At 69.3% G+C, this 20,019-nt stretch carries 17 protein-coding genes; 15 read left to right on the top strand and 2 right to left on the bottom strand.

From position 1 onward, the window contains the following. The first annotated feature begins 127 nt into the window (after positions 1–127). Positions 128–1,492, top strand: a complete 1,365-nt coding sequence (locus NQ706_RS02935; protein WP_038566789.1) for an amino acid permease — start codon at positions 128–130, stop codon at positions 1,490–1,492. A 491-nt stretch (positions 1,493–1,983) separates the two neighbouring features. Here the strand turns inward: NQ706_RS02935 and NQ706_RS02930 are convergent, their stop codons facing one another. Continuing rightward, the gene (locus tag NQ706_RS02930) at positions 1,984–2,202 is read right to left on the bottom strand and encodes an RNA-binding S4 domain-containing protein (RefSeq protein WP_006944081.1); all 219 of its coding nucleotides are present in this window, start codon (positions 2,200–2,202) and stop codon (positions 1,984–1,986) included. Between the two features lie 228 nt (positions 2,203–2,430). Here NQ706_RS02930 and shbA point away from each other — a divergent pair, with 228 nt between their 5' ends. From shbA to guaB, 3 genes are all read left to right on the top strand, one after another. After that, positions 2,431–3,108, top strand: a complete 678-nt coding sequence (shbA, locus tag NQ706_RS02925) for an RNA polymerase sigma factor ShbA (protein ID WP_074040287.1) — start codon at positions 2,431–2,433, stop codon at positions 3,106–3,108. Further along, a complete protein-coding gene (locus tag NQ706_RS02920) occupies positions 3,105–4,397 on the top strand; it encodes a hypothetical protein (protein WP_038569115.1) in 1,293 nt (430 codons plus the stop codon). The genes shbA and NQ706_RS02920 overlap by 4 nt, the downstream gene beginning before the upstream one ends. A gap of 136 nt (positions 4,398–4,533) precedes the next feature. Then, complete coding sequence (guaB, locus tag NQ706_RS02915; protein ID WP_038569113.1) at positions 4,534–6,060, top strand: IMP dehydrogenase; 1,527 nt, start codon at positions 4,534–4,536, stop codon at positions 6,058–6,060. Positions 6,061–6,386: 326 nt separating this feature from the next. Here the strand turns inward: guaB and NQ706_RS02910 are convergent, their stop codons facing one another. Next, positions 6,387–6,959 carry a hypothetical protein gene (locus tag NQ706_RS02910; protein ID WP_150112780.1) on the bottom strand — a complete coding sequence of 191 codons (573 nt, stop codon included), beginning with the start codon at positions 6,957–6,959 and terminating at the stop codon, positions 6,387–6,389. Between the two features lie 72 nt (positions 6,960–7,031). Between NQ706_RS02910 and NQ706_RS02905 the strand changes: the two genes are divergently transcribed. The 11 genes from NQ706_RS02905 to NQ706_RS02855 all read left to right on the top strand — a co-directional run bounded on the left by NQ706_RS02905 (position 7,032) and on the right by NQ706_RS02855 (position 19,967). Then, positions 7,032–8,021: a bile acid:sodium symporter family protein gene (locus tag NQ706_RS02905; protein WP_038569110.1), complete on the top strand. Its 990-nt coding sequence runs from the start codon at positions 7,032–7,034 to the stop codon at positions 8,019–8,021. A 9-nt stretch (positions 8,022–8,030) separates the two neighbouring features. Then, positions 8,031–9,152: a GuaB3 family IMP dehydrogenase-related protein gene (locus NQ706_RS02900; RefSeq protein ID WP_038569108.1), complete on the top strand. Its 1,122-nt coding sequence runs from the start codon at positions 8,031–8,033 to the stop codon at positions 9,150–9,152. A 157-nt stretch (positions 9,153–9,309) separates the two neighbouring features. Next, the gene (locus NQ706_RS02895; RefSeq protein ID WP_038569106.1) at positions 9,310–10,890 is read left to right on the top strand and encodes a succinic semialdehyde dehydrogenase; all 1,581 of its coding nucleotides are present in this window, start codon (positions 9,310–9,312) and stop codon (positions 10,888–10,890) included. Next, positions 10,887–12,653: a GMC oxidoreductase gene (locus NQ706_RS02890; RefSeq protein WP_038569104.1), complete on the top strand. Its 1,767-nt coding sequence runs from the start codon at positions 10,887–10,889 to the stop codon at positions 12,651–12,653. The genes NQ706_RS02895 and NQ706_RS02890 overlap by 4 nt, the downstream gene beginning before the upstream one ends. A 63-nt stretch (positions 12,654–12,716) precedes the next feature. Then, positions 12,717–13,643, top strand: a complete 927-nt coding sequence (locus NQ706_RS02885; protein ID WP_150112779.1) for an SURF1 family protein — start codon at positions 12,717–12,719, stop codon at positions 13,641–13,643. Further along, entirely contained in the window at positions 13,640–14,008 is a 369-nt protein-coding gene (locus NQ706_RS02880; RefSeq protein ID WP_006944851.1) for a DUF3817 domain-containing protein, read from the top strand. The genes NQ706_RS02885 and NQ706_RS02880 overlap by 4 nt, the downstream gene beginning before the upstream one ends. A 57-nt stretch (positions 14,009–14,065) precedes the next feature. Further along, positions 14,066–15,652 carry a glutamine-hydrolyzing GMP synthase gene (gene guaA / locus NQ706_RS02875; protein ID WP_038569103.1) on the top strand — a complete coding sequence of 529 codons (1,587 nt, stop codon included), beginning with the start codon at positions 14,066–14,068 and terminating at the stop codon, positions 15,650–15,652. A gap of 164 nt (positions 15,653–15,816) precedes the next feature. Beyond that, on the top strand, positions 15,817–16,686 hold the full coding sequence (locus NQ706_RS02870; RefSeq protein ID WP_062257908.1) for a phosphatase PAP2 family protein: 870 nt from the start codon (positions 15,817–15,819) through the stop codon (positions 16,684–16,686). A 66-nt stretch (positions 16,687–16,752) separates the two neighbouring features. After that, positions 16,753–17,721: a phosphatase PAP2 family protein gene (locus NQ706_RS02865; protein ID WP_167539855.1), complete on the top strand. Its 969-nt coding sequence runs from the start codon at positions 16,753–16,755 to the stop codon at positions 17,719–17,721. A gap of 9 nt (positions 17,722–17,730) precedes the next feature. Beyond that, positions 17,731–19,050 carry a Mur ligase family protein gene (locus tag NQ706_RS02860; protein ID WP_038569101.1) on the top strand — a complete coding sequence of 440 codons (1,320 nt, stop codon included), beginning with the start codon at positions 17,731–17,733 and terminating at the stop codon, positions 19,048–19,050. Beyond that, positions 19,047–19,967, top strand: coding sequence for a type 1 glutamine amidotransferase (locus tag NQ706_RS02855; RefSeq protein ID WP_081873717.1), 921 nt, complete (start codon positions 19,047–19,049; stop codon positions 19,965–19,967). The genes NQ706_RS02860 and NQ706_RS02855 overlap by 4 nt, the downstream gene beginning before the upstream one ends. Positions 19,968–20,019 lie beyond the last annotated feature (52 nt).

The raw sequence follows: 20,019 nt of genomic DNA, 5'->3' as shown, positions 1-20,019 counted from the left end.
CGGGGCATCACGCGTCGATGGCGTCATCTCAGAGCGGACACATGTGTGCACGCGGTCACATCGGTGGCCTAGAGTGTGCCAGTCATGTGGCCTGGGCTACGGCCCTCGAGCAGTAAGGCATCCCTCGATGTCCTCCCCCATCTCTGAGCCTGCGCCCACCTTCGGGTCCGCGGCTCCCGGCGCGAACGGCCCCGCCGACGCCCCGCATTCCCACGACGCCGGTGACGCCGGGTACGCCAAGCACCTGAAGAACCGCCACATCCAGATGATCGGTATCGGCGGCGCCATCGGCTCCGGCCTCTTCCTCGGCTCCGCCGGGCGCCTGCACGAGGCCGGCCCGTCCCTGATCTTCAGCTATGCGATCTGCGGCATCGCCGACTCGACGGCCATCGCCGGGTTCCTCATCTTCTGGAAACCGATCTCCGACGCGCTGCCGCAGTGGGCTCTGGCGCTGCTGGCTCTCACGATCGTGCTCGTCATCAACCTCATCGGCGTGAAGTGGTTCGGCGAGATGGAGTTCTGGTTCTCCATCATCAAGGTCGTCACGATCATCGCGTTCATGTTCGTCTCGATCTTCTTCATCGTGACGAGCAAGGATCTTTCGTCCGGCTCGCAGCACGCCACGGCCGGCCTGCACAACATCACCGACAGCGGTTTCTTCCCGAACGGCGTGTCGCCGATGTTCATGCTGATGTCCGGCGTCATCTTCGCGTATGCGTCGATGGAACTCATCGGCGTCGCCGCCGGCGAGACGGAGAACCCGCGCGAGATCATGCCGAAGGCGGCGCGCGCCGTCGTGTGGCGCATCCTCGTGTTCTACATCGGCACGATCACCCTGATGACGCTGCTGCTGCCAACCGACCAGTACAAGAAGGGTGAGTCGCCGTTCGTCACCGTGCTCGACCGCGTCGGGTTCCACATCGGCGGCGTCCACATGGCCGACATCATGAGCGTCGTGCTGATCTCCGCCGTCGCGAGCTCGATGAACTCCGGCCTGTACTCGACCGGCCGTGTGCTGCGCTCGATGGCGATGGCCGGCACCGCGCCGCGCTACCTCGCGAAGATGAGCAAGACGCAGGTGCCCTACTGGGGCATCTTCACGACGTTCGCGTTCGGCCTCATCGGCGTCGGCATCAACTACGCGTGGCCGTCGGACGCGTTCGAGATGGTCCTCGAGCTCGCGACGCTCGGCATCATCGGCGTGTGGTCGATGATCCTCATCAGCCACCTCATGATGGTGCGCAAGGCCAAGCGCGGCGAGCTGGAGCGACCCGACTTCAAGCTCAAGGGCGCGCCGTTCCTCAACATCTTCGGCCTGCTGTTCATGGCGGCCGTGCTGCTGCTCATCATGTTCGGCGACGACCCGAAGGCCGCCAAGGCCGTCTACATCGGCGGGCCCGTCCTCGCGGCGCTCATGGTCGGCGGCTGGTTCCTCGTGCGCGGCCGCATCAACTCCGAAGCGTTCGACGACGAAGCGTCACGCATGTCCTGACGATCGAATGCCCGACGTGGCGGGGCCCCCCCCCCCCCGGGGGGGGGCCCGGCCCGGGGGGGGCGCCCCCCCCCCCCCCGGGGGCCGGGGGGGGGCCGGCGGGGGGGGGCCCCGGGGGGGGGCCCCCCCCCCCCCCCCCCGCCCCCCCCCCCGGGGGGGGGGGGGGGGGGGGGGGCGGGGGGGCCCCCCCCCCCCCCCCCCCCCCCCCGCTCGGCGCGACGATGCTTCGGGCGTGACAGACGAATCCCGCCCCGCCCCACACTTCGCAAGCTCAGTGTGGGACGGGGCGGGATTCGTCTGTCACGGGTCCATGTCGCGCCGTGGTGCGGTGGCGAGAGCGTGCGGTGTTGGTCAGACGCCGGCGTCGCGCCGTGGTGCGATGGTGGGAGCGTGGGGCGTTGTTCGCCCGGGGGGCTCGCGTCGTCGGGTGGTGGCGGGAACGCGCGAGGTTGTTCCGGAGCCGGCTTCGCGCCGGGGGTGCGGAGCGGGCGTCAGTTCGTGACGCGCACGCACTCGTCCTCGAGGCACACGACGCTGCCGACCTTGATCTGCGCGCTACGACGCGTGTCGACCTCGCCATCCACCGTTACGAGACCCTCCGTGATGACCACGCGCGCCTCCGCACCGTCCTCCACGAGATTCGCGAGCTTGAGCAACTGACCGAGCTTGATCGACTCGTCACGGATCTGAACATCGGCGTGTGCGCTCATGACGCACTCCTTTCTGAGACTGCCCCCATTGTCCCATCGCGGGCGGCGCTGAGGTGGCGCCGCGGCCCCAGCTTCGTTAGCGTGGAGCGTCGATCTACGGCCCCACACACCGTCAGAGCGCGACAGGCAGTACCGTCGGATCGGAACACTGAAGCGCGACCGCACGCCCAGAAACGAGCAGGCAGAACCCCGTCCGACAGCACGCAGCAGCCCCTTGGAGAGGCCCGCATGACGAGCGAGACCGGATACTCCTCACCCGAGGCCGAATGGCCCCGGGTGAGTTCCGCGCGCCGCCATGTAACGCTCACGACCCCAACAGCGATGGAGGAAGTGAACGGGGAAGCCTCGTCCATCGCCGCGCTGGTCTCAGCAGCGCGATCCGGTGACGACGCGGCACGGGAGACACTTCTCGACGACGTGCACCAACGTGCACTTCGCTATGCCTCGGCAAGGTTGGGGGCCTTCAGTGGCTCCCGCGAACTCGCAGCGGATGCGGCTCAGGAGGTGTGCGTGGCTGTGCTCAAGGCTCTGCCCCGCTACGTCGAGCGCGGTGTCCCCTTCGAAGCGTTCGTGTATTCGATCTGCTCGCGCAAGGTGGCCGACGTCCAGCGCGGCGCCTTCCGCTCCGCCGTGCCGACGGACGAGGTGCCCGACACGATTGACCCCGGCCTCACCCCCGAGGACGCGGCGCTCAACCTCGACACCGCGCGGCGGCTGTCCGTGCTCATGGAGAAGTTGACGCCGCAGCAGCGCGAGATCCTGACGCTGCGCGTCGCCGTCGGCCTCAGCGCCGAGGAGACGGGCGCGAGCCTCAGCATGTCGCCGGGCGCCGTCCGTGTCGCCCAGCACCGTGCGCTCGCGCGACTGCGCACCCTGCACGAGACCTCGGGGGAGGAGCTTCGATGACACCGCCCGCCACCCGCTTCGACGTCGAGGCCAACCTGCGTGACATCGCCGAGGACGACGCCCTGCTCGACGCTCTCGGAGCCCGCTCCGTCGTCGAGTCGCCGTGCTCACGCGGCACGACGGTTCCCCCCTCGGAGGCGCGCTGCGTCTCCGCCCTGCGCCCCGCCCGGTTGCGGCCCGTTGTCGAGCCCCCGGCCCGCGAAGGTGACGACGACCTGGAGCGCAGCCCCGGCGAGCAGGCATTGAGCGACCTGTTCACCGCCTGGACACGTGAGATCGACGCGACCTGCGAGGCCGTGACGCGGCCGTCGCGTCCCGAGGTGACGCGCCGGCCCGAGGTACACGACAAGGATGTGTCGGCCCACCCCGTCATCGACACCAACATCACAGCTTCGCACGGGGACGAGTTCGCCGGAGGTGGCCGCTACCTCGCGACCGGGCGACCTACTTCGAAGCGCCGTACGCGGCGTGCTTGGAGTGGACGTGCCAGTCTCACGGCCGTCTCCGCCGGCGCCGTCGTCGCGCTGTCCAGCGTCGCCGCTGCCGTCAACGGCGGAAGCCTGTCGACCGTTCTCGCGCCGCTGCACCTCGACTGGAGCAACGCGCGCGCCGTCGCCGAACCAGATGTCCCCCGAGTGCACGCCACGGCCGTTCCCACCCCGACGACGCTGTCCGGACCGGTGGCCGCCGCGCCGGGTGCACCGGCGCGATCGAGTGCGCATGGTGGACCGAGTCAGGGCCAGAGTGCCGGTCGTGAGGCGGCCCGACCCGAAACCGCGCAATCAGGCGTCGAGCGTTCGGGTGTGGGCTCAGTCGCCGGTTCGATGATTCCCGAGCAGGTTCCCTCGAGCGTGGCGATGACGACGACGCGCGGCGACGCGCCGCAGCGCTCGACGCCGGGAACGCGCGGCCAGCGCTCGCCCCAGTCGACGACGCAGCGCCCGTCGACGGGTTCGGCGTCCAGCTCGCGGCCCAGCACGTCGCGTCCGACGGGCTCGTCCGGATCGACCTTGCCCGGTTCGCCCTCGAGCACGTCCAAGCCGAGCAGCTCGAGCGCATCCAAGCCGAGCAGTTCGCGTCCGTCGCCGTCGCACTCGCAGCCCACGTCGCCGACCAGCCCGACGACGCCTTCGTCCGGCACTGCGACGCCGACGAGTCCGGCTGCGCCGCCCACCACGCCGTCGGCGTCGAGCACGCCGACGCCCTCCGACACGGTTTCGGACCCGGGCGCCGCGCAGACGAGCGCCGGCGCCACCGCGACGGGAAGCCCGTCGGCCGAATCCGACTGACGGTAGCTGCGGCGCGGTTCGTCATGGAGCCCGGTAGCGGCTCGCACTGACCGGAGCTGCGGCGCTCGTCGTGCAGCCACCTGTGCCGTCGTCACGCGCGGTGAGGGCAGGGGCCGGAGTGTCCTAGACTTGGTGAATGGCTTTCGGTTCTGACCATGTCACTGACGTTCCCCCGAAGTTCGCGACGCTGGGCCTCACCTATGACGACGTTCTGCTGCTGCCCGGCGAGACCGACGTCATCCCGTCCGAGGTCGACACGACGGCGCAGCTGACGCGCGAGATCACCCTGAACATTCCGCTCGTTTCGGCGGCGATGGATACCGTCACCGAAGCGCGCATGGCGATTGCCATGGCGCGCGAGGGTGGCATGGGTGTGCTGCACCGCAACCTGTCGATCGAGGATCAGGCCTACCAGGTCGACCTCGTCAAGCGCACGCAGACGGGGCGCATCACGAACCCCGTGACGATCGGGCCCGACAAGACGCTCGAAGAGCTCGACGCGATCTGCGGCCAGTACCGCGTCTCCGGGCTGCCCGTCGTCGTCGAGGACGACAAGCTCGTCGGCATGATCACCAACCGCGACCTGCGCTTCACGCCCGTCGCGGAATGGGCGACGACGAAGGTGCGCGACGTCATGACGCCGCAGCCGCTCGTCACCGCTCCCGTCGACATCTCGAACGACGACGCGACGGCGATCCTGCGTCAGCACAAGCGTGAGCGCCTGCCGCTCGTCGACGACGACGGGCGTCTCGTCGCGCTCATCACCGTCAAGGACTTCGTGAAGTCCGAGCAGTTCCCGAACGCCTCGAAGGACGCCGAGGGCCGCCTGCTCGTCGGCGCCGCCGTCGGCTACTTCGGTGAGGCCTGGCAGCGCGCGACGACGCTCATCGAAGCGGGCGTCGACGTGCTCGTCGTCGACACCGCGCACGGCCACGCCAAGCTGCTGCTCGACATGATCCGCAAGCTGAAGGCCGACCCCGTGACGAAACACGTGCAGATCGTCGGCGGCAACGTCGCGACCCGCGCGGGCGCGCAGGCACTCGTCGATGCCGGCGTCGACGCCGTCAAGGTCGGTGTCGGCCCCGGCTCCATCTGCACGACGCGCATCGTCGCCGGCGTCGGCGTCCCGCAGGTCAGCGCCGTCTATGAAGCCGCGCAGGCATGCCAGCCCGCAGGCGTGCCCGTCATCGCCGACGGCGGCCTGCAGTACTCCGGCGACATCGCGAAGGCCCTCGTCGCCGGCGCCTCCACCGTCATGGTCGGCTCACTGCTCGCCGGCACCGAAGAATCACCCGGCGAAGTCGTCCTCATCAACGGCAAGCAGTTCAAGGCCTACCGCGGCATGGGCTCACTCGGAGCGATGAGCTCACGCGGCAAGAAGTCCTATTCCAAGGACCGCTACTTCCAGGCCGACGTCATCAGCGACGACCAACTCGTCCCCGAAGGCATCGAAGGCCGCGTCTCCTACAAGGGCCCCGTCAGCAACGCCGTCCGCCAACTCGTCGGCGGCCTGCACCAGTCGATGTTCTACGTCGGCGGCTCGACGATCCCCGAACTGCAGAAGCGCGGCCAATTCGTGCGCATCACCTCCGCCGGGCTCAAAGAAAGCCACCCCCACGACGTCCAAGGCATCGTCGAAGCCCCGAATTACTCCATTCGCTGACCTGTGCCGCACCGAGATCCGGGAGCGGCAACGTCATGCGCCACGAAGGCGACCCCGGTCACTCGCAAGCTCGCGACGGGGCCGCCTTCGTGCGTCTGCGTCGTCGGGTGCTGCGGTCGTGGGAGGGTTCGGCCACCGCTTGCGGAGTTCGTGGCCTCGCTGACGTCCGTGTCGGTCGTGGTGCGGTCGTGGGAGGGAGCGGCTGGTACGGGTGGCCACGGACGTTGCCCGAAAACGCCTCATGGATGACGCCATTCCGGGCAACGATCAGTTCAGCTGGCCTCGCCGGTGCGCGTTGGATGGAGTCACCGGTGAAGCACCTCGGATCAGTCACGAAGCATCTTGGTCGCGACGACGCCCACATCAGGACGCGCGGGCAGAACTGCCTCGAGCGCACAGAGGTATGAGTCGCCCCAGGTGACGCGGGTGATGCTGGTCGTGCGGTAGGCCAGAGGCTCCTCGCGCCAAGCGGCATCGGCATCGACCTCGTGCATCCACGTCCAACGCTTGTCGATCAGAACCGGGACGCCCACCCACATGGCGTCCTCGAGCTTCCGCTCGCGTTCGATCGCGATGAGCCGACCCCGCGTCGGCGCCGATTCCAGGAGACCCCTCGTCGAGTCCAGATCGAGATGGAGCGGCGACTCAGGCCAGTCGGTCCGCGTCTTGGCGAACGCGTCCTCGAAGCCTGCGCGTCTGCGCACCGCGATCACGTCCTTCAGACGAATAGCGGTGAACCCGTCGGGGTACCCGCCGTCGCGCGCGTTCGCGATGAGAGCCCACTTCTTGCCGACGGCGCTCACGTAGCCCCAAACGGTTCCAGAAGAGCGAGGGTTGCGATGGACGTCCACGAGGCTCCGATCGATACGGGCCTTGTCGAGCTTCTTCGCGGCATCCATGCGAAGAGCGTAGCCACGCCGAGGAAGGCACTGCAGGTTTTCATCATCGAGGACCGGTGATACTCATGACCCGTGCGCTTCATCACCAAGTACCTCGACGGATACGTCCTCGCCCTGCTCGGAATGGTCGCCCTGGCGTGCCTGCTGCCGGCACGCGGCGGTGCGGTCGCGCCCGTCGAATGGGCGACGAACATCGCCATCGGGCTGCTGTTCTTCCTCTACGGCGCGCGCCTCTCGACCGAGGAGACGAAAGAGGGCTTCCGCCACTGGCGCCTCCACCTGCTCGTCCTCGCGTTCACGTTCGTCGCGTTCCCACTGCTGGGCCTCGTCATCCGGCCCATCGCTGACACGTTCCTGCCCCACACCCTCAGCCTCGGACTGCTGTACCTGACGCTGCTGCCGTCGACCGTGCAGTCGTCCGTCACGTTCACCTCACTCGCGCGCGGCAACGTCGCCGCGTCGATCTGCGCCGCCTCGTTCTCCAACATGCTCGGCGTCGTGCTCACACCTTTGCTGGTTATCGGTGTCATGGGCGGGCAGGCCGCGTTCAGCCTCGACTCGGCGGAGAAACTCATCGTCCAACTGCTGCTGCCGTTCATCCTCGGCCAGTTCTGCCACAAGCGCCTCGGCAGCTTCCTCGCCGAACACAAGCAGGGCCTGACGTACCTCGACCGCGGCGGCATCATGCTCGTCGTCTACTCCGCATTCAGCGCCGGCATGCGCGAACACATGTGGAGTCACGTCACCGTGTGGCAGGTCGTGGCGCTGCTTCTCATCTGCGCTGTGCTACTCGCCGTCGTCATGGTCGGCTCGTACGTGACGGCCCGCCGCCTCGGCTTCTCGCGGGCCGACCAGGTCGCCATCGTGTTCTGCGGATCGAAGAAGTCGATGGCGTCCGGATTGCCGATGGCGACCGTGCTGTTCCCCTCCGGCGTCGGACTGCTCGTGCTGCCCCTCATGATGTTCCACCAGCTGCAACTCATCGTCTGCGCGCAGGTCGCGCGCCAGTGGCCCGACAAACCCGCCCTCGGGCGGGCGCCGGAAGACGGCGTGAGGGAATAGGATCGACGCGTGACTGAGATCGAGATCGGCAAGGGCAAGCGCGGTCGCCGCGCGTATTCACTCGACGACATCGCGATCGTCCCGTCGCGCCGCACGCGCGACCCGCGCGAGGTGTCGACGTCGTGGCAGATCGACGCCTATCACTTCGACCTGCCAGTCATGGCGGCGCCGATGGACTCGCTCATGTCGCCCGCGACGGCCATCGCGTTCGGCAAGCTCGGCGGCCTGCCGGTGCTCGACCTCGAAGGCCTGTGGACGCGCTACGAGGAGCCCGAGAAGCAGCTCGCGCAGATCGCGACGTGCAGCCCTGACGAGGCCACCGCCCGCATGCGCGAGATCTACTCCGAGCCCATCAAGCCCGAACTCATCACCGCACGCCTCAAGGAGATCCGTGACGCGGGCGTCACCGTCGCCGGCGCCCTGACACCGCAGCGCACGCAGGAGCACTGGCGCACCGTCGTCGCGGCGGGCGTCGACCTGTTCGTCATCCGCGGCACGACCGTCTCGGCCGAGCACGTCTCCGGCGCGTCCGAACCGCTCAACCTCAAGCGCTTCATCTACGAGCTCGACGTCCCCGTCATCGTCGGCGGCGCGGGCACCTACACCGCTGCGCTGCACCTCATGCGCACCGGCGCGGCCGGCGTCCTCGTCGGCTTCGGCGGCGGCGCCGCGCACACGACGCGCCGCACGCTCGGCATCCACGCGCCCATGGCGACGGCGATCTCCGACGTCGCGGCGGCGCGCCGCGACTACCTCGACGAGTCGGGCGGACGATACGTCCACGTCATCGCGGACGGCGGCGTCGGCACATCCGGCGACATCGTCAAGGCCGTCGCGTGCGGCGCTGACGCCGTCATGCTCGGCGCAGCCCTCGCGCGTGCCGAGGAGGCGCCGGGCCGCGGGTTCCACTGGGGACCCGAGGCGCACCACAGCCAGCTGCCGCGCGGTGAGCGCGTCGAGGTCGGCACCGTCGGTTCGCTCGAGCAGATCCTCGACGGCCCCGGCCAGAGCGCCGAAGGCACGACCAACATCATGGGCGCCCTCAAGCGCGCGATGGCGACGACCGGTTACTCCGACCTCAAGGAGTTCCAGCGCGTCGAACTCGTCGTCGCGCCCTACCAGCGCAGCTGACCCGCACCCCAGCCGGCACGCCCTCGCTCTTTCGAAGAGCGGGGGCGTGCTGCGTCAGGGGACGCATCGCGTCGGCAGAGCGCACGACGGCGTCCGCCATGTGCACGGTGTACGCGAAAGTAACCACGGTGTCGGAGGTCACATCTACAGTGGGGGGATGACGCCTTCACCGCGCACCCAGCCCCGCCCGCAGCGGCCGCTCGCTCTCGACGAGGCGACCGTCCGACGCATGAGCGCCCGCGTCGTCGCGAGCGGCCCGGCGCAGGAACGCATGACGCCGCTGACGGGGGAGACGATCGGCGCGCTGCCCACGTCGACGCCCGACGACGTCGTCACCGCCTACGAACGGGCGCGCGCAGCGCAGCAGGAATGGGCACAGCGCGACGTCCGCGAACGCGTCGAGTTCCTCACGAGGCTGCACGACCTCGTGCTCGATCGCCAGGACGAGTTGCTCGACCTCATCCAGATCGAGTCGGGCAAGGCGCGCATCCAGGCGTTCGAGGAGGTGCTCGACACCGCGGGCGTGTGCCGTCACTACGCCAAGAAGGCGCCGAGCTATCTCGCCGAGCGCAAGGCCCTCGGCGCGCTTCCGGTGCTGACGCAGGCGCGCACGCACTATCTGCCGAAGGGCGTCGTCGGCATCGTCGCGCCGTGGAACTACCCGCTGTCGATGTCGATCACGGACGCGCTGCCAGCGCTCGCGGCGGGCAACGCCGTCGTCCTGCGCCCGGACGAGAAGTCGAGCTTCACGTGCCTGCGCGCCGTCGAACTGTGCGACGAGGCGGGCCTGCCCGAGGGGCTGCTCCAGGTCGTCCTCGGCGACGGGCCGAACGTCGGCGGGGCGGTGCTCGAGCACGCGGACTCGGTGATGTTCACCGGTTCGACGAAGACGGGCCGCATCGTCGCGCGCGACGCGGGGGAGCGGCTCAAGAGCGCGTCGCTCGAACTCGGTGGCAAGAACGCCATGTACATCGCCGATGACGCCGACCTGACGCGCGCCGCCGAGTGCGCGCAGCGCGCCGTCTTCGCGAGCGCGGGCCAGCTGTGCATCTCGATCGAGCGTCTCGTCGTGCACGAGAAGATCGCCGACGAGTTCCTGCGACGCTTCCTCGAACGCGTCACAGCGATGAAGATCGGCGTGGCGCTCGACTGGGGCTACGACATGGGCAGCCTCATCTCGGCCGACCAGCTCGAACGCGTCACACAGCACGTCGACGACGCCGTCGCGAAGGGCGCGACCGTGCTGGCCGGAGGCAAGGCGCGCCCCGACATCGGCCCGTACTGCTACGAACCGACCGTCCTCGACGGCGTCGCGGACGGCATGCTGTGCCGCGACGAGGAGACATTCGGGCCCGTCGTCAGCGTGTACCGCGTGAGCAACGACGACGAGGCCGTCGCCCTCGCCAATGACACCGACTTCGGCCTCAACGCCTCCGTCTGGACGAAGGATGTCGCGCGCGGGCGCGCCATTGCCGCCCGCATCCGCACCGGAACCGTCAACGTCAACGAGGGCTACGCGGCCGCTTACGCGAGCAACGGCGCGCCGATGGGCGGCATGAAGGCCTCCGGCCTCGGGCGGCGTCACGGCGCGGAAGGCATCACGAAGTACACCGACATCCAGAACGTCAGCGTGCAGCGGTTGCAGGGCTTCGGCGTGCCGAAGGGCGTGTCGCAGCGACAGTTCGCCCGCGCCCTGAGCACGGGTCTGCGCGTCATGAAGAAGGCGGGCCTGTCATGAACACCACCTCGCGCGATCAGGCGATGGACGTCGACGTCGCCGTCATCGGCTCCGGTTTCGGCGGCTCGGTCGCGGCGCTGCGGTTGGCTGAGAAGGGCTATGACGTCGTCGTGCTCGAAGCCGGCCCGCGGCGGCGTGACGACGAGTTCGCCAAGACGAGCTGGGACGTGCGCAACTACGTCTGGGCGCCCAAGCTCAAGTGCTTCGGCGTGCAGCGCATCCACAAGCTGCCGCACGCCGTCATCCTCGCGGGCGCGGGCGTGGGCGGCGGCAGCCTCAACTACGCGAACACGCTCTACGTGCCGCCGAAGACGTTCTTCGACGACCCGCAGTGGGCGCACATCACCGACTGGCAGGAAGAACTCGCGCCGCACTACACCGTGGCGAAGAAGATGCTCGGCGTCGTCGAGGCCAACCCGTGTGAGGGCGTCGTCGAGAACGTCATGCGCGACGCAGCCCGCAGCCTCGGTGTCGAGAACACGTTCCGCAAGACGCCGGTCGGCGTGTACTTCGGACGCGCCGGCGAGCGCGTCGACGACCCCTACTTCGGGGGCGAGGGCCCGGCGCGCACCGGCTGCACCGAGTGCGGCAACTGCATGGTCGGCTGCCGCGTCGGCGCGAAGAACACGCTGCTCAAGAACTACCTGCCCCTCGCCGAACGGGCCGGCGCACGCATCGAGGCGATGCGCACCGTCGTCGATCTCGAACCGATCGGTGAGCATGGCGAAGGCGGCTGGCGCGTGACGAGTGAGCGCACCGGCGCGTGGCTGCGTCGGGATCGCCGGACGATGACGGCCCGCCACGTCGTCCTCGCCGCCGGGACGTGGGGGACGCAGTCGTTGCTGCACACGCTGCGGGCCGAGGGGCGCCTGCGGCACCTGTCGCCGCGGCTGGGCAAGCTGACGCGTACCAACTCCGAAGAACTCGGTGGCGCGGCCCTCGTCGACGTACCGCGCGGCGCGGACCTGACGAAGGGCGTCGCCATCACCTCCAGCTTTCACGTCGACGCCACGACGCACGTCGAGAACTGCCGTTACGGCAAGGGCTCGAACGCGATGGGCTTCTTCTCCACCCTGCTCATCCCCGGCGACGTGCCGAGCCGCACGCGTGCCTTCGCGCGCGAGTTCATCAAGCGCCCGGGCACCCTGCTCAAGACCGTCGTGCCGCGAAGATGGAGTGAGCGCACCGTCATCGCCCTCGTCATGCAGACGCTCGACAACTCGATCGACGTCTCACCGCAGCGCACGCGCCGCGGGTGGAAGCTGACGTCCGCGCAGGGCCACGGCGAACCCAATCCGTCGTGGATTGCTGGCGGGCACAAGGCGATTCACGCGATGGCGAGCGAGCTGCAGAAGGCCGTCAAGGGCACCGCGGTGCCGGGCGGCACGTGGAACGAGCTGTTCGAGGTGCCGATGACGGCGCACTTCCTCGGCGGCGCACCGATCAGCGACGGGCCGGGCACGGGCGTCATCGACGCCTATCACCGCGTCCACGGCTACCCGACTCTGTCGATCGTCGACGGTTCGGCTGTCTCCGCGAACCTTGGCGTCAATCCTTCGCTGACGATCACCGCCCAGGCCGAACGTGCGATGAGTGCGTGGCCGGCCAAGGGGGAGCGGGACGAGCGCCCCGCGCCGGGTGAGGAGTACGTCAGGCTCGACATGGCGCCGGGTCGTGTGCCCGGGCAGGTCGTCGACGTCGGGATGCCGCGCATCGGTGGGCTTGCCGGTGGTGAAAGGGGCGCCGTCGAGGTGACGCCATGACGCTCCACAATGCAGAGCGACCCGTCTGAGGCAACGTTCAGTTCGACCCCGTAGGCTGAGTCGGTGCTGCGAACCGCGATGAAACCCCGCCTCCTGCGGTTGTTCGTCGTCATGCTCGTTCTGACGGCAGCCTTCGTCTGGTTGGGCAACTGGCAGTGGCAGACGGCCCACAACAGGGCCAACCAGCAGGTGCTCGAGGAGAGCAACAGGCGCGCTGTGGAACCACTCGACGACGTCCTGAAACCGCAGACGACGTTCGACAATGGGCGCTCCTTGCAGCCGATTCGTGCGACCGGCCATTATGACGCCGCGAAGACCGAACTGGTCGCCGGCCGCGTACTCGACGGCAAGAACGGCTACTGGCTCATGACACCGCTCGTCGTCGACACGACGGGCGCGCGCATCCCGGTGGTGCGCGGGTTCGTCACGCAGACGACGAAGTTGCCCGCGCCGACGTCAGGCGCGGTGACGATCGAGGGCGCGCTCGCGCCCGGTGAATCGGTCTCTACGCTCGGTGAACTTCCCGAGGGGCAGATCGGCACGATCGACATGGGCCGGCTGCTCAACGAGTGGGGCGGCAAGGTCTACAACGGCTTCGTCTTCTCGACGAAGCAGGCGCCGGCCGCGGCGCCGCAGTCGGGAACCGCTGTCGTGCAGCACATTCCGCCGCCGGTGCCGAAGGCGACGAAGGTCGATCTGCGCAACGCGGCCTATGCGTGGCAGTGGTGGATCTTCGCGATCTTCGCCGTCTTCATGTGGCTGCGAATCCTGCATGAGGAATACCTCGCCGACCGGGCGGGCGCCGAAGCCGCGATCTCCGACGGGCCGCAGGCAACAGATGCGCCCGACGTGCGCGCCGCACGCAGCGAGGGCGACGCCGCTGACGATCTCGACCAGCCCGACGACGGTGCCGCCCGGGCGTCGTCGGCTCCCGAAACCCTCGCCGAACAGGGCGCGATGCGCCCGGCGACACGAAAGGAAACGCCGTGACCAAGCCTGCTCCCACCCCCGGCCGCCCCGTGGTGCGCATCGACGCACTCAAGGCTCGCTCTGCCCTCAAGTTCTTCAAGGTCGCCGCGTTCATCGTCGGTATCGGCCTGCTCGTTCTCGTGCTCGAGATGGTGCTGCACTACGGTTTCGACAACCACGCCCTCGACTGGTGGCCGCAACCGCATGGTCTGCTCTTCCTCGTCTATGTCGCCGCGACGGCGAATCTGGGTTTCGCCATGCGCTGGGGGATCGGCAAGATGGTGCTCGTCATCCTGGCCGGCTGCGTCCCGTTCCTGTCCTTCTGGGTGGAGCGCCGCATCAGCGGTGAGGTCGAGCGCGATCTCGAGGCACTCCCCACCCGCTGAGCGGCCGTCAGCGTCCGATAACCGCGTGATTCCGGGGTTGTCGCCCCGGCCGATAGGATGAGTGACGTGACCGACAATCTGCAGGATCATCCCGTTCTCGTCGTCGACTTCGGCGCGCAGTACGCGCAGCTGATCGCGCGACGCGTGCGTGAGTGCGCCCTCTACTCCGAGGTCGTGCCGCACACGATGAGTGCCGCCGAGATGCTGGCCAAGGAGCCCGCGGCCATCGTGCTGTCGGGCGGGCCGTCGTCGGTGTACGCCGAGGGGGCGCCGTCGCTCGACGTCGCGCTGCTCGAGGCCGGCGTGCCCGTGTTCGGCATCTGCTACGGCTTCCAGGCGATGGCTGACGCTCTGGGCGGCACCGTCGGCCACACGGGTGGTCGTGAGTACGGCAACACGACGGCGACGATCACGCACACCGAGTCCGTCCTGTTCGCGGGGCAGCCCGCCGAGCAGAACGTGTGGATGTCGCACGGTGACGGCGTCACCGAGGCTCCCGCGGGCATGACGGTGTGTGCCCGCACACCCGGCGCGCCCGTCGCGGCGTTCGAGGATCCGGCGCGCAAGCTGTTCGGCGTCCAGTGGCACCCCGAGGTGTTGCACTCCGCCCATGGCCAGGAGGTGCTTCGTAACTTCCTGCTCAAGGGCGCCGGCCTCGAGGCGACGTGGACGGCCGCCAACATGGCCGAGGAGCTCGTCGAGCAGGTGCGGGAGCAGATCGGTGAGGGCCGCGCGATCTGTGGCCTCTCCGGTGGTGTCGACTCCTCGGTCGCCGCGGCGATGGTGCAGAAGGCGATCGGCGACCGACTGACGTGCGTCTTCGTCGACCACGGCCTGCTGCGCGCCGGTGAGGCCGAGCAGGTCAAGGAGGACTTCGTCGCCGCCACCGGCGTCGACCTCGTCGTCGTCGATGCGTCGCAGCAGTTCCTCGACGCGCTCGCGGGTCAGAGCGACCCGGAGACGAAGCGCAAGATCATCGGTCGCGAGTTCATCCGCGTCTTCGAGCAGGCGGCACGCGACATCGTCGGCGCTGAGTCGAGCAGCGAGCACCCCGTCGAGTTCCTCGTCCAGGGCACGCTGTACCCCGATGTCGTCGAATCCGGCGGTGGCACGGGCGCGGCCAACATCAAGAGCCACCACAACGTCGGCGGCCTGCCCGACGACCTGCAGTTCACGCTCGTCGAGCCGCTGCGTTCGCTGTTCAAGGACGAGGTGCGTCAGGTCGGTCTCGAGCTCGGTGTGCCCGAGGCGATCGTGTGGCGCCAGCCGTTCCCGGGCCCCGGCCTCGGCATCCGCATCATCGGCGAGGTGACGGCCGAGCGCCTCGAGATCCTGCGCGCTGCCGACCTCATCGCCCGCGAAGAACTGACGGCCGCCGGTCTCGACCGCGACATCTGGCAGTGCCCCGTCGTGTTGCTCGCCGACGTGCGCTCAGTCGGCGTGCAGGGCGACGGCCGTACGTACGGTCACCCCATCGTCCTGCGCCCCGTATCGAGCGAGGACGCGATGACGGCCGACTGGACGCGCCTGCCCTACGACGTGCTCGCCAAGATCTCGAACCGCATCACGAACGAGGTCGCGGACGTCAACCGCGTCGTGCTCGACGTGACGAGCAAGCCGCCGGGCACCATCGAGTGGGAGTGAGTTCGAAGGTGACGGCATGATGCCTCCTGAGCTCACGCACGACGACGGCGCAGCCCGCACGGCTGCGCCGTCGTCGCATCCCGGTGGTCCTCGACGCGGTCACGACGATCGGGCGGTCACGACGATCGGCCCGGCAGGTCGGCACGCCCCGGCGGTGGTGCGCGATGAGCGCCGATGACCTCGTGGGCGCGACACGCGCTGGCGACGACGCCGAGCCGGCCGGCGACATCCCGGAGTCCGTGCGTCGTCTCGTCTGCTCGGTGACGACCATGGCGCTCGTATCGCTCACCGGGTTCCTTCTGGTGCTGTGGGTGTTCACGCGAACGGCACGCGGCCAGATGTGGGACGAACGCGCGCGCCTGAGCACCGGTTCCAGCGCGCGAGCCTGGGCGCACATCGTCGACCCCCTGACGTACATCACGATCGCTAGCACAGGCGCGTTCCTGCTCGCGTTCGTCGTGATCGCACTCGTGCGACGCCGTTTCGCTCTCGCGGCGGCGGCCGTCTGCGTCGTCTCTGTGGCGAACGTGACGACGCAGCTGTTCAAGGCCTATTGGCCCACGCAACCGCACTGGTGGTCGAACTCGTTGCCAAGTGGGCACTCGACGGTGGCGATGAGCATCGCCACGGCTGCCCTCATCGTCGCGCCCGTGGGCGCCAGGCGATGGCTGCTGCCGTTCGCCGGCTTCGGGGTGACGTTCGTCGGCGCGGGCACGCTCGTCGGACACTGGCACCGGCCCGCCGACGTCATCGCGGCCTTTCTGCTGACCACGTTCCTCGCCGCGATTGCGCTGGGCGTCGTGCAGCGCGTCCAGCACGGCCGTCATCCGCGCGACACGTCTTACGCGGTGCGACCCGTGCTCAGCCTGGCGGGCAGCATCGGCGTCGGCCTCATCTTCGTCGCGCTCGGGGTGCGTCCGCTCGATCACGACGTCTCGCTCGTCCTGGCGTTCGTCTCCCTGGTGAGCATCGCCGTGACGGCGGCGCTCACGCTGGCGTGGATCAGCGCCGCTGCCGACGACGCCGTCGGCTGAGGTCTCGAGCAGACCATGGTGGCCCGTGTGACGCGGTGCGCGGTGCGGTCGTGGGGTCGGCGCTTCGTGCCGGCCGCGTTCATGATGCTGCTCGCAGCCGTTGTGGTCGGCATCGTGGCGATGGCGCGTGATCTCCCGGGCGGGGTCAGCAGGGCCCGGGACGGCATGCACGCGTTGAGTGGTACGGGCCGCACGTTCGAGACAATCGCGGCCTGCGTCGGGTGGGTACCGCGCGGGGCGCTCGTGGTCGCTGTCGTGGCGGTCGTGGCGCTCCCGGTTTCGCTGCTGCGCCGCGGCGGCGCATGGGCCGTGACGCCCCCGCGCGCCGCCGCCGCTCTGCTCGTCATCGCCGGCGCCAATCTGAGCACGCAGGCGGCCAAGTTGCTGCTCGCCCGGGCGCTCACGCCTGAGGTCGCGACGCTGCCCAGTGGGCACGCCACGCTCGCGCTGACGAGCGCTGCCGCCGTCGTCCTCCTCGCGCCCCCGCGATGGCGGCGTGCGGCGCTCGTCGGCGCCGGAGCCTGGGGAACGCTGGGGTGTCTCGGCGTCATTGCGGCGTACTGGCACGCGCTGGGCGACGTCGTCGCCGCGATCGCCGTCGTCGCGGCCTGGCTGGGCGTTGCGCATCTGCTGCTGGCGCCTCGAGGCGGTGGGGGTGGGTCGCACCCGTTCTTGGGCGACCTGGCGATCCCTGACGAAGGTGTCGATGCTGAGGAAGCCGCCGGCGTCCGCCTTGGACAGCGCGGGGAGCTCCGCACCCCAGCGCACCCCGGTGGCGCCACCGTCAGCCGGCCGGCCTCGGGTGGCACGTTGGGTGCCAGGCCCCGCCCGGCGCCCCACGACGTGCTCGCGGCGGCTGCGGGCGCCGCGTGGGTCGTCGTCACGTTCCTCGGGTGGGGCACGGACGTCAACGCTTTCGGTGCGTGGTGGGTGGGCGCGGCTGTGCTCGAACTCGTCGCCGTCCCGCTGGGCGTCACGATGATCGTCGCCTCCGCCGCGCGTGCCGTCCGGGAGGTCGCGCGGACCACGCACTAGGCTGGCCGGGTGTTGAGAACTGCTGCTGCCGTGCTCGCGGGCAAGTCCGCGCGAATCGCGACGAGGCTGCGTGGGGGCGGAAGCGCCCTGCCCGGTCTCGTCGTCGAGAAGATCGATCCGCGTTTCCTCTCCCAGGCGCTCGCGGACCTGCCGCAGGGCATCGTCGTCGTCACCGGCACGAACGGCAAGACGACGACGACGAAGATGCTCGTCGCGCTGCTGCGCGCGCATGGTCTGCGCGTGTTCACGAACCCGACGGGCTCGAACTTCACGCGTGGCGTCATCTCGTCGGTGCTCGGAGAGATCTCCCTCAAGGGTGGTCTCGACGCCGACATCGCGGTGCTCGAGCTGGACGAGGCGCACTCGCTGCACTTCGCGAAGGTCGTCAAGCCCACGCATGCGCTGCTGCTCAACGTCGCACGCGACCAGCTCGACCGATTCGCCGAGATCGACTACACGGCGAAACTGCTCGCACAGCTGGCGGAACAGACCACGCAGGGCGTCGTCCTCAACCGCGACGACTCGTTCGTCGCGCGCATCGCGGGGCGCCTGGCCGATGGCGTCGAGGTCTCGTACTTCGGCGTCGACGAGACGATCGCCGACCGCCTCGGCGAGCTCATGGAGCAGGACGTGCGCAGCGACGACGACTTCGTCGCGCCGCTCGTCGGCCCGGGTGACGGTCTGCTCAAGCCGCTCGACGAACGTCGCTTCCTCGTGACGTTCGCCGACCGTGCCGACGGCAGCGGCAACGTCGGGCCCATGCAGATGCGTCAGCACGGTCTGGCCGCGATGATCAACGCGACCGCGGCGACGTCGATGGCGCGCCGCCTGCTCGGCGACGCGTTCAGCGGTGAGACGGCGGTGACGGCACTCGAAGCCGTGCAGCCGCCGTTCGGGCGCGGAGAGGTGATCGACGCCGACGGCACCGAACTCGAGCTCGTGCTCGTCAAGAACCCAGCCGGATTCACCGTCGCGCTGTCGACGTACGGGGGCCGGCCGGTCGCGAGCATGGTCGCGATCAACGACAACTACGCCGACGGACGCGACGTCTCATGGCTCTACGACGTCAACTTCGCGTCGCTGCGCGAGCGCGGCGTCGAACTGACGAGCGGGGTGCGCGCCTATGACATGGCCTTGCGGCTCGCCTATGACGGCGTCGAGGTGCGCGCGGTCGAACCCGACCTGCACGCCGCTCTTGATCGGTTCCTCGCCGAGCACGCCGACGAACCGAAGCGCATCTTCTGCACGTACACCGCCATGATGACGCTGCGTCGCACGCTCGCCGAGCGCTACGACCTGCCCGACTTCGGAGAGGACGCCGCCGAATGAGCGAGCAGACGAACCCCCAGCCGACGGCTGCCCCTCGGATCGACGACGACCCCGCGGCGATGGGCGGGGTGCCCACGGATGCTGGGCGAGTCGACTCGTCGACATCGGGTGAGGTGCAGGCGCGGGTCAACGAGGACCCGGCGGCGATGGATGTCGTCCCGACGACACTGGGCGATCCGAGTGGCCCGAGCAAGGGCCGCGTCACGCTCGTGCACCTGTACCCGCGGGAGATGTCGATCTACGGCGACCTCGGCAACACGCGCTGCCTCGAGGCACGCCTGCGCTGGCACGGTTACGAACCGAACGTCGTGAGCCACAACCCCGGCGACGAACTGCCCGACGACATCCACCTCGTCGTCGGCGGTGGCGGCCAGGATTCGGGGCAGGCTCGCGTCGAGGCCGACCTCGAACGCATCGGCCCGCGCCTCGTCAGCATGGCTGAGGACGGCGTCCCGATGCTCATGATCTGCGGCATGTACCAGTTGTTCGGCAAGGCGTTCCGCACCGTCGAGGGCGAAACGCTGCCCGGTCTCGGCATCCTCGACGTCACGACGCAGGGCAACGCGAAGCGCATGATCGGGCCCGTCGTGCTGTCGACCGAGTTCGGCGACGTCGTCGGGTACGAGAATCACTCGGGTTCGACGGTGCTCGGCGACGGCCAGCGTGCGTTCGGTGACGTGCGTTCCGGTTTTGGCAACAACGGCGAGGACGGCAAGGAGGGCGCGCGCACGCACAACGTCATCGGGTCGTATCTGCACGGCCCGATCCTGCCGTCGAACCCGCAGCTCGCGGACTTCCTCATCGCCGTCGCCGCCGAGCGCGCCACGGGCCGTCCGTTCGAGCCGGGCGAGATCGACGACCACCTCGCCGACGAAGCCCGCGCCCGCCAGGTCGCACGTCTGACGAAGAAGAACTGACCCCGCCACGTCGGGTGTACCTCAGCCGCGAAGGCCGACGGGATTCGCCAAT

It is taken from the genome of Dermacoccus sp. BD5 (assembly GCF_044878485.1).
Taxonomy (GTDB): Bacteria; Actinomycetota; Actinomycetes; order Actinomycetales; family Dermatophilaceae; genus Dermacoccus; species Dermacoccus nishinomiyaensis.
Note: the sequence above shows the minus strand (reverse complement) of the source record. Positions and strands in the feature narration are given on the sequence as shown.

Coding starts and splice junctions, on each gene's coding strand:
- NQ706_RS02870 (WP_062257908.1), top strand. CDS start 15,817: ATGAGCGCCGATGACCTCGTGGGCGCGACACGCGCTGGCGACGACGCC.
- shbA (WP_074040287.1), top strand. CDS start 2,431: ATGACGAGCGAGACCGGATACTCCTCACCCGAGGCCGAATGGCCCCGG.
- NQ706_RS02855 (WP_081873717.1), top strand. CDS start 19,047: ATGAGCGAGCAGACGAACCCCCAGCCGACGGCTGCCCCTCGGATCGAC.
- guaA (WP_038569103.1), top strand. CDS start 14,066: ATGAGTGACGTGACCGACAATCTGCAGGATCATCCCGTTCTCGTCGTC.
- NQ706_RS02920 (WP_038569115.1), top strand. CDS start 3,105: ATGACACCGCCCGCCACCCGCTTCGACGTCGAGGCCAACCTGCGTGAC.
- guaB (WP_038569113.1), top strand. CDS start 4,534: ATGGCTTTCGGTTCTGACCATGTCACTGACGTTCCCCCGAAGTTCGCG.
- NQ706_RS02895 (WP_038569106.1), top strand. CDS start 9,310: ATGACGCCTTCACCGCGCACCCAGCCCCGCCCGCAGCGGCCGCTCGCT.
- NQ706_RS02930 (WP_006944081.1), bottom strand. CDS start 2,202: ATGAGCGCACACGCCGATGTTCAGATCCGTGACGAGTCGATCAAGCTC.
- NQ706_RS02935 (WP_038566789.1), top strand. CDS start 128: ATGTCCTCCCCCATCTCTGAGCCTGCGCCCACCTTCGGGTCCGCGGCT.
- NQ706_RS02890 (WP_038569104.1), top strand. CDS start 10,887: ATGAACACCACCTCGCGCGATCAGGCGATGGACGTCGACGTCGCCGTC.
- NQ706_RS02910 (WP_150112780.1), bottom strand. CDS start 6,959: ATGGATGCCGCGAAGAAGCTCGACAAGGCCCGTATCGATCGGAGCCTC.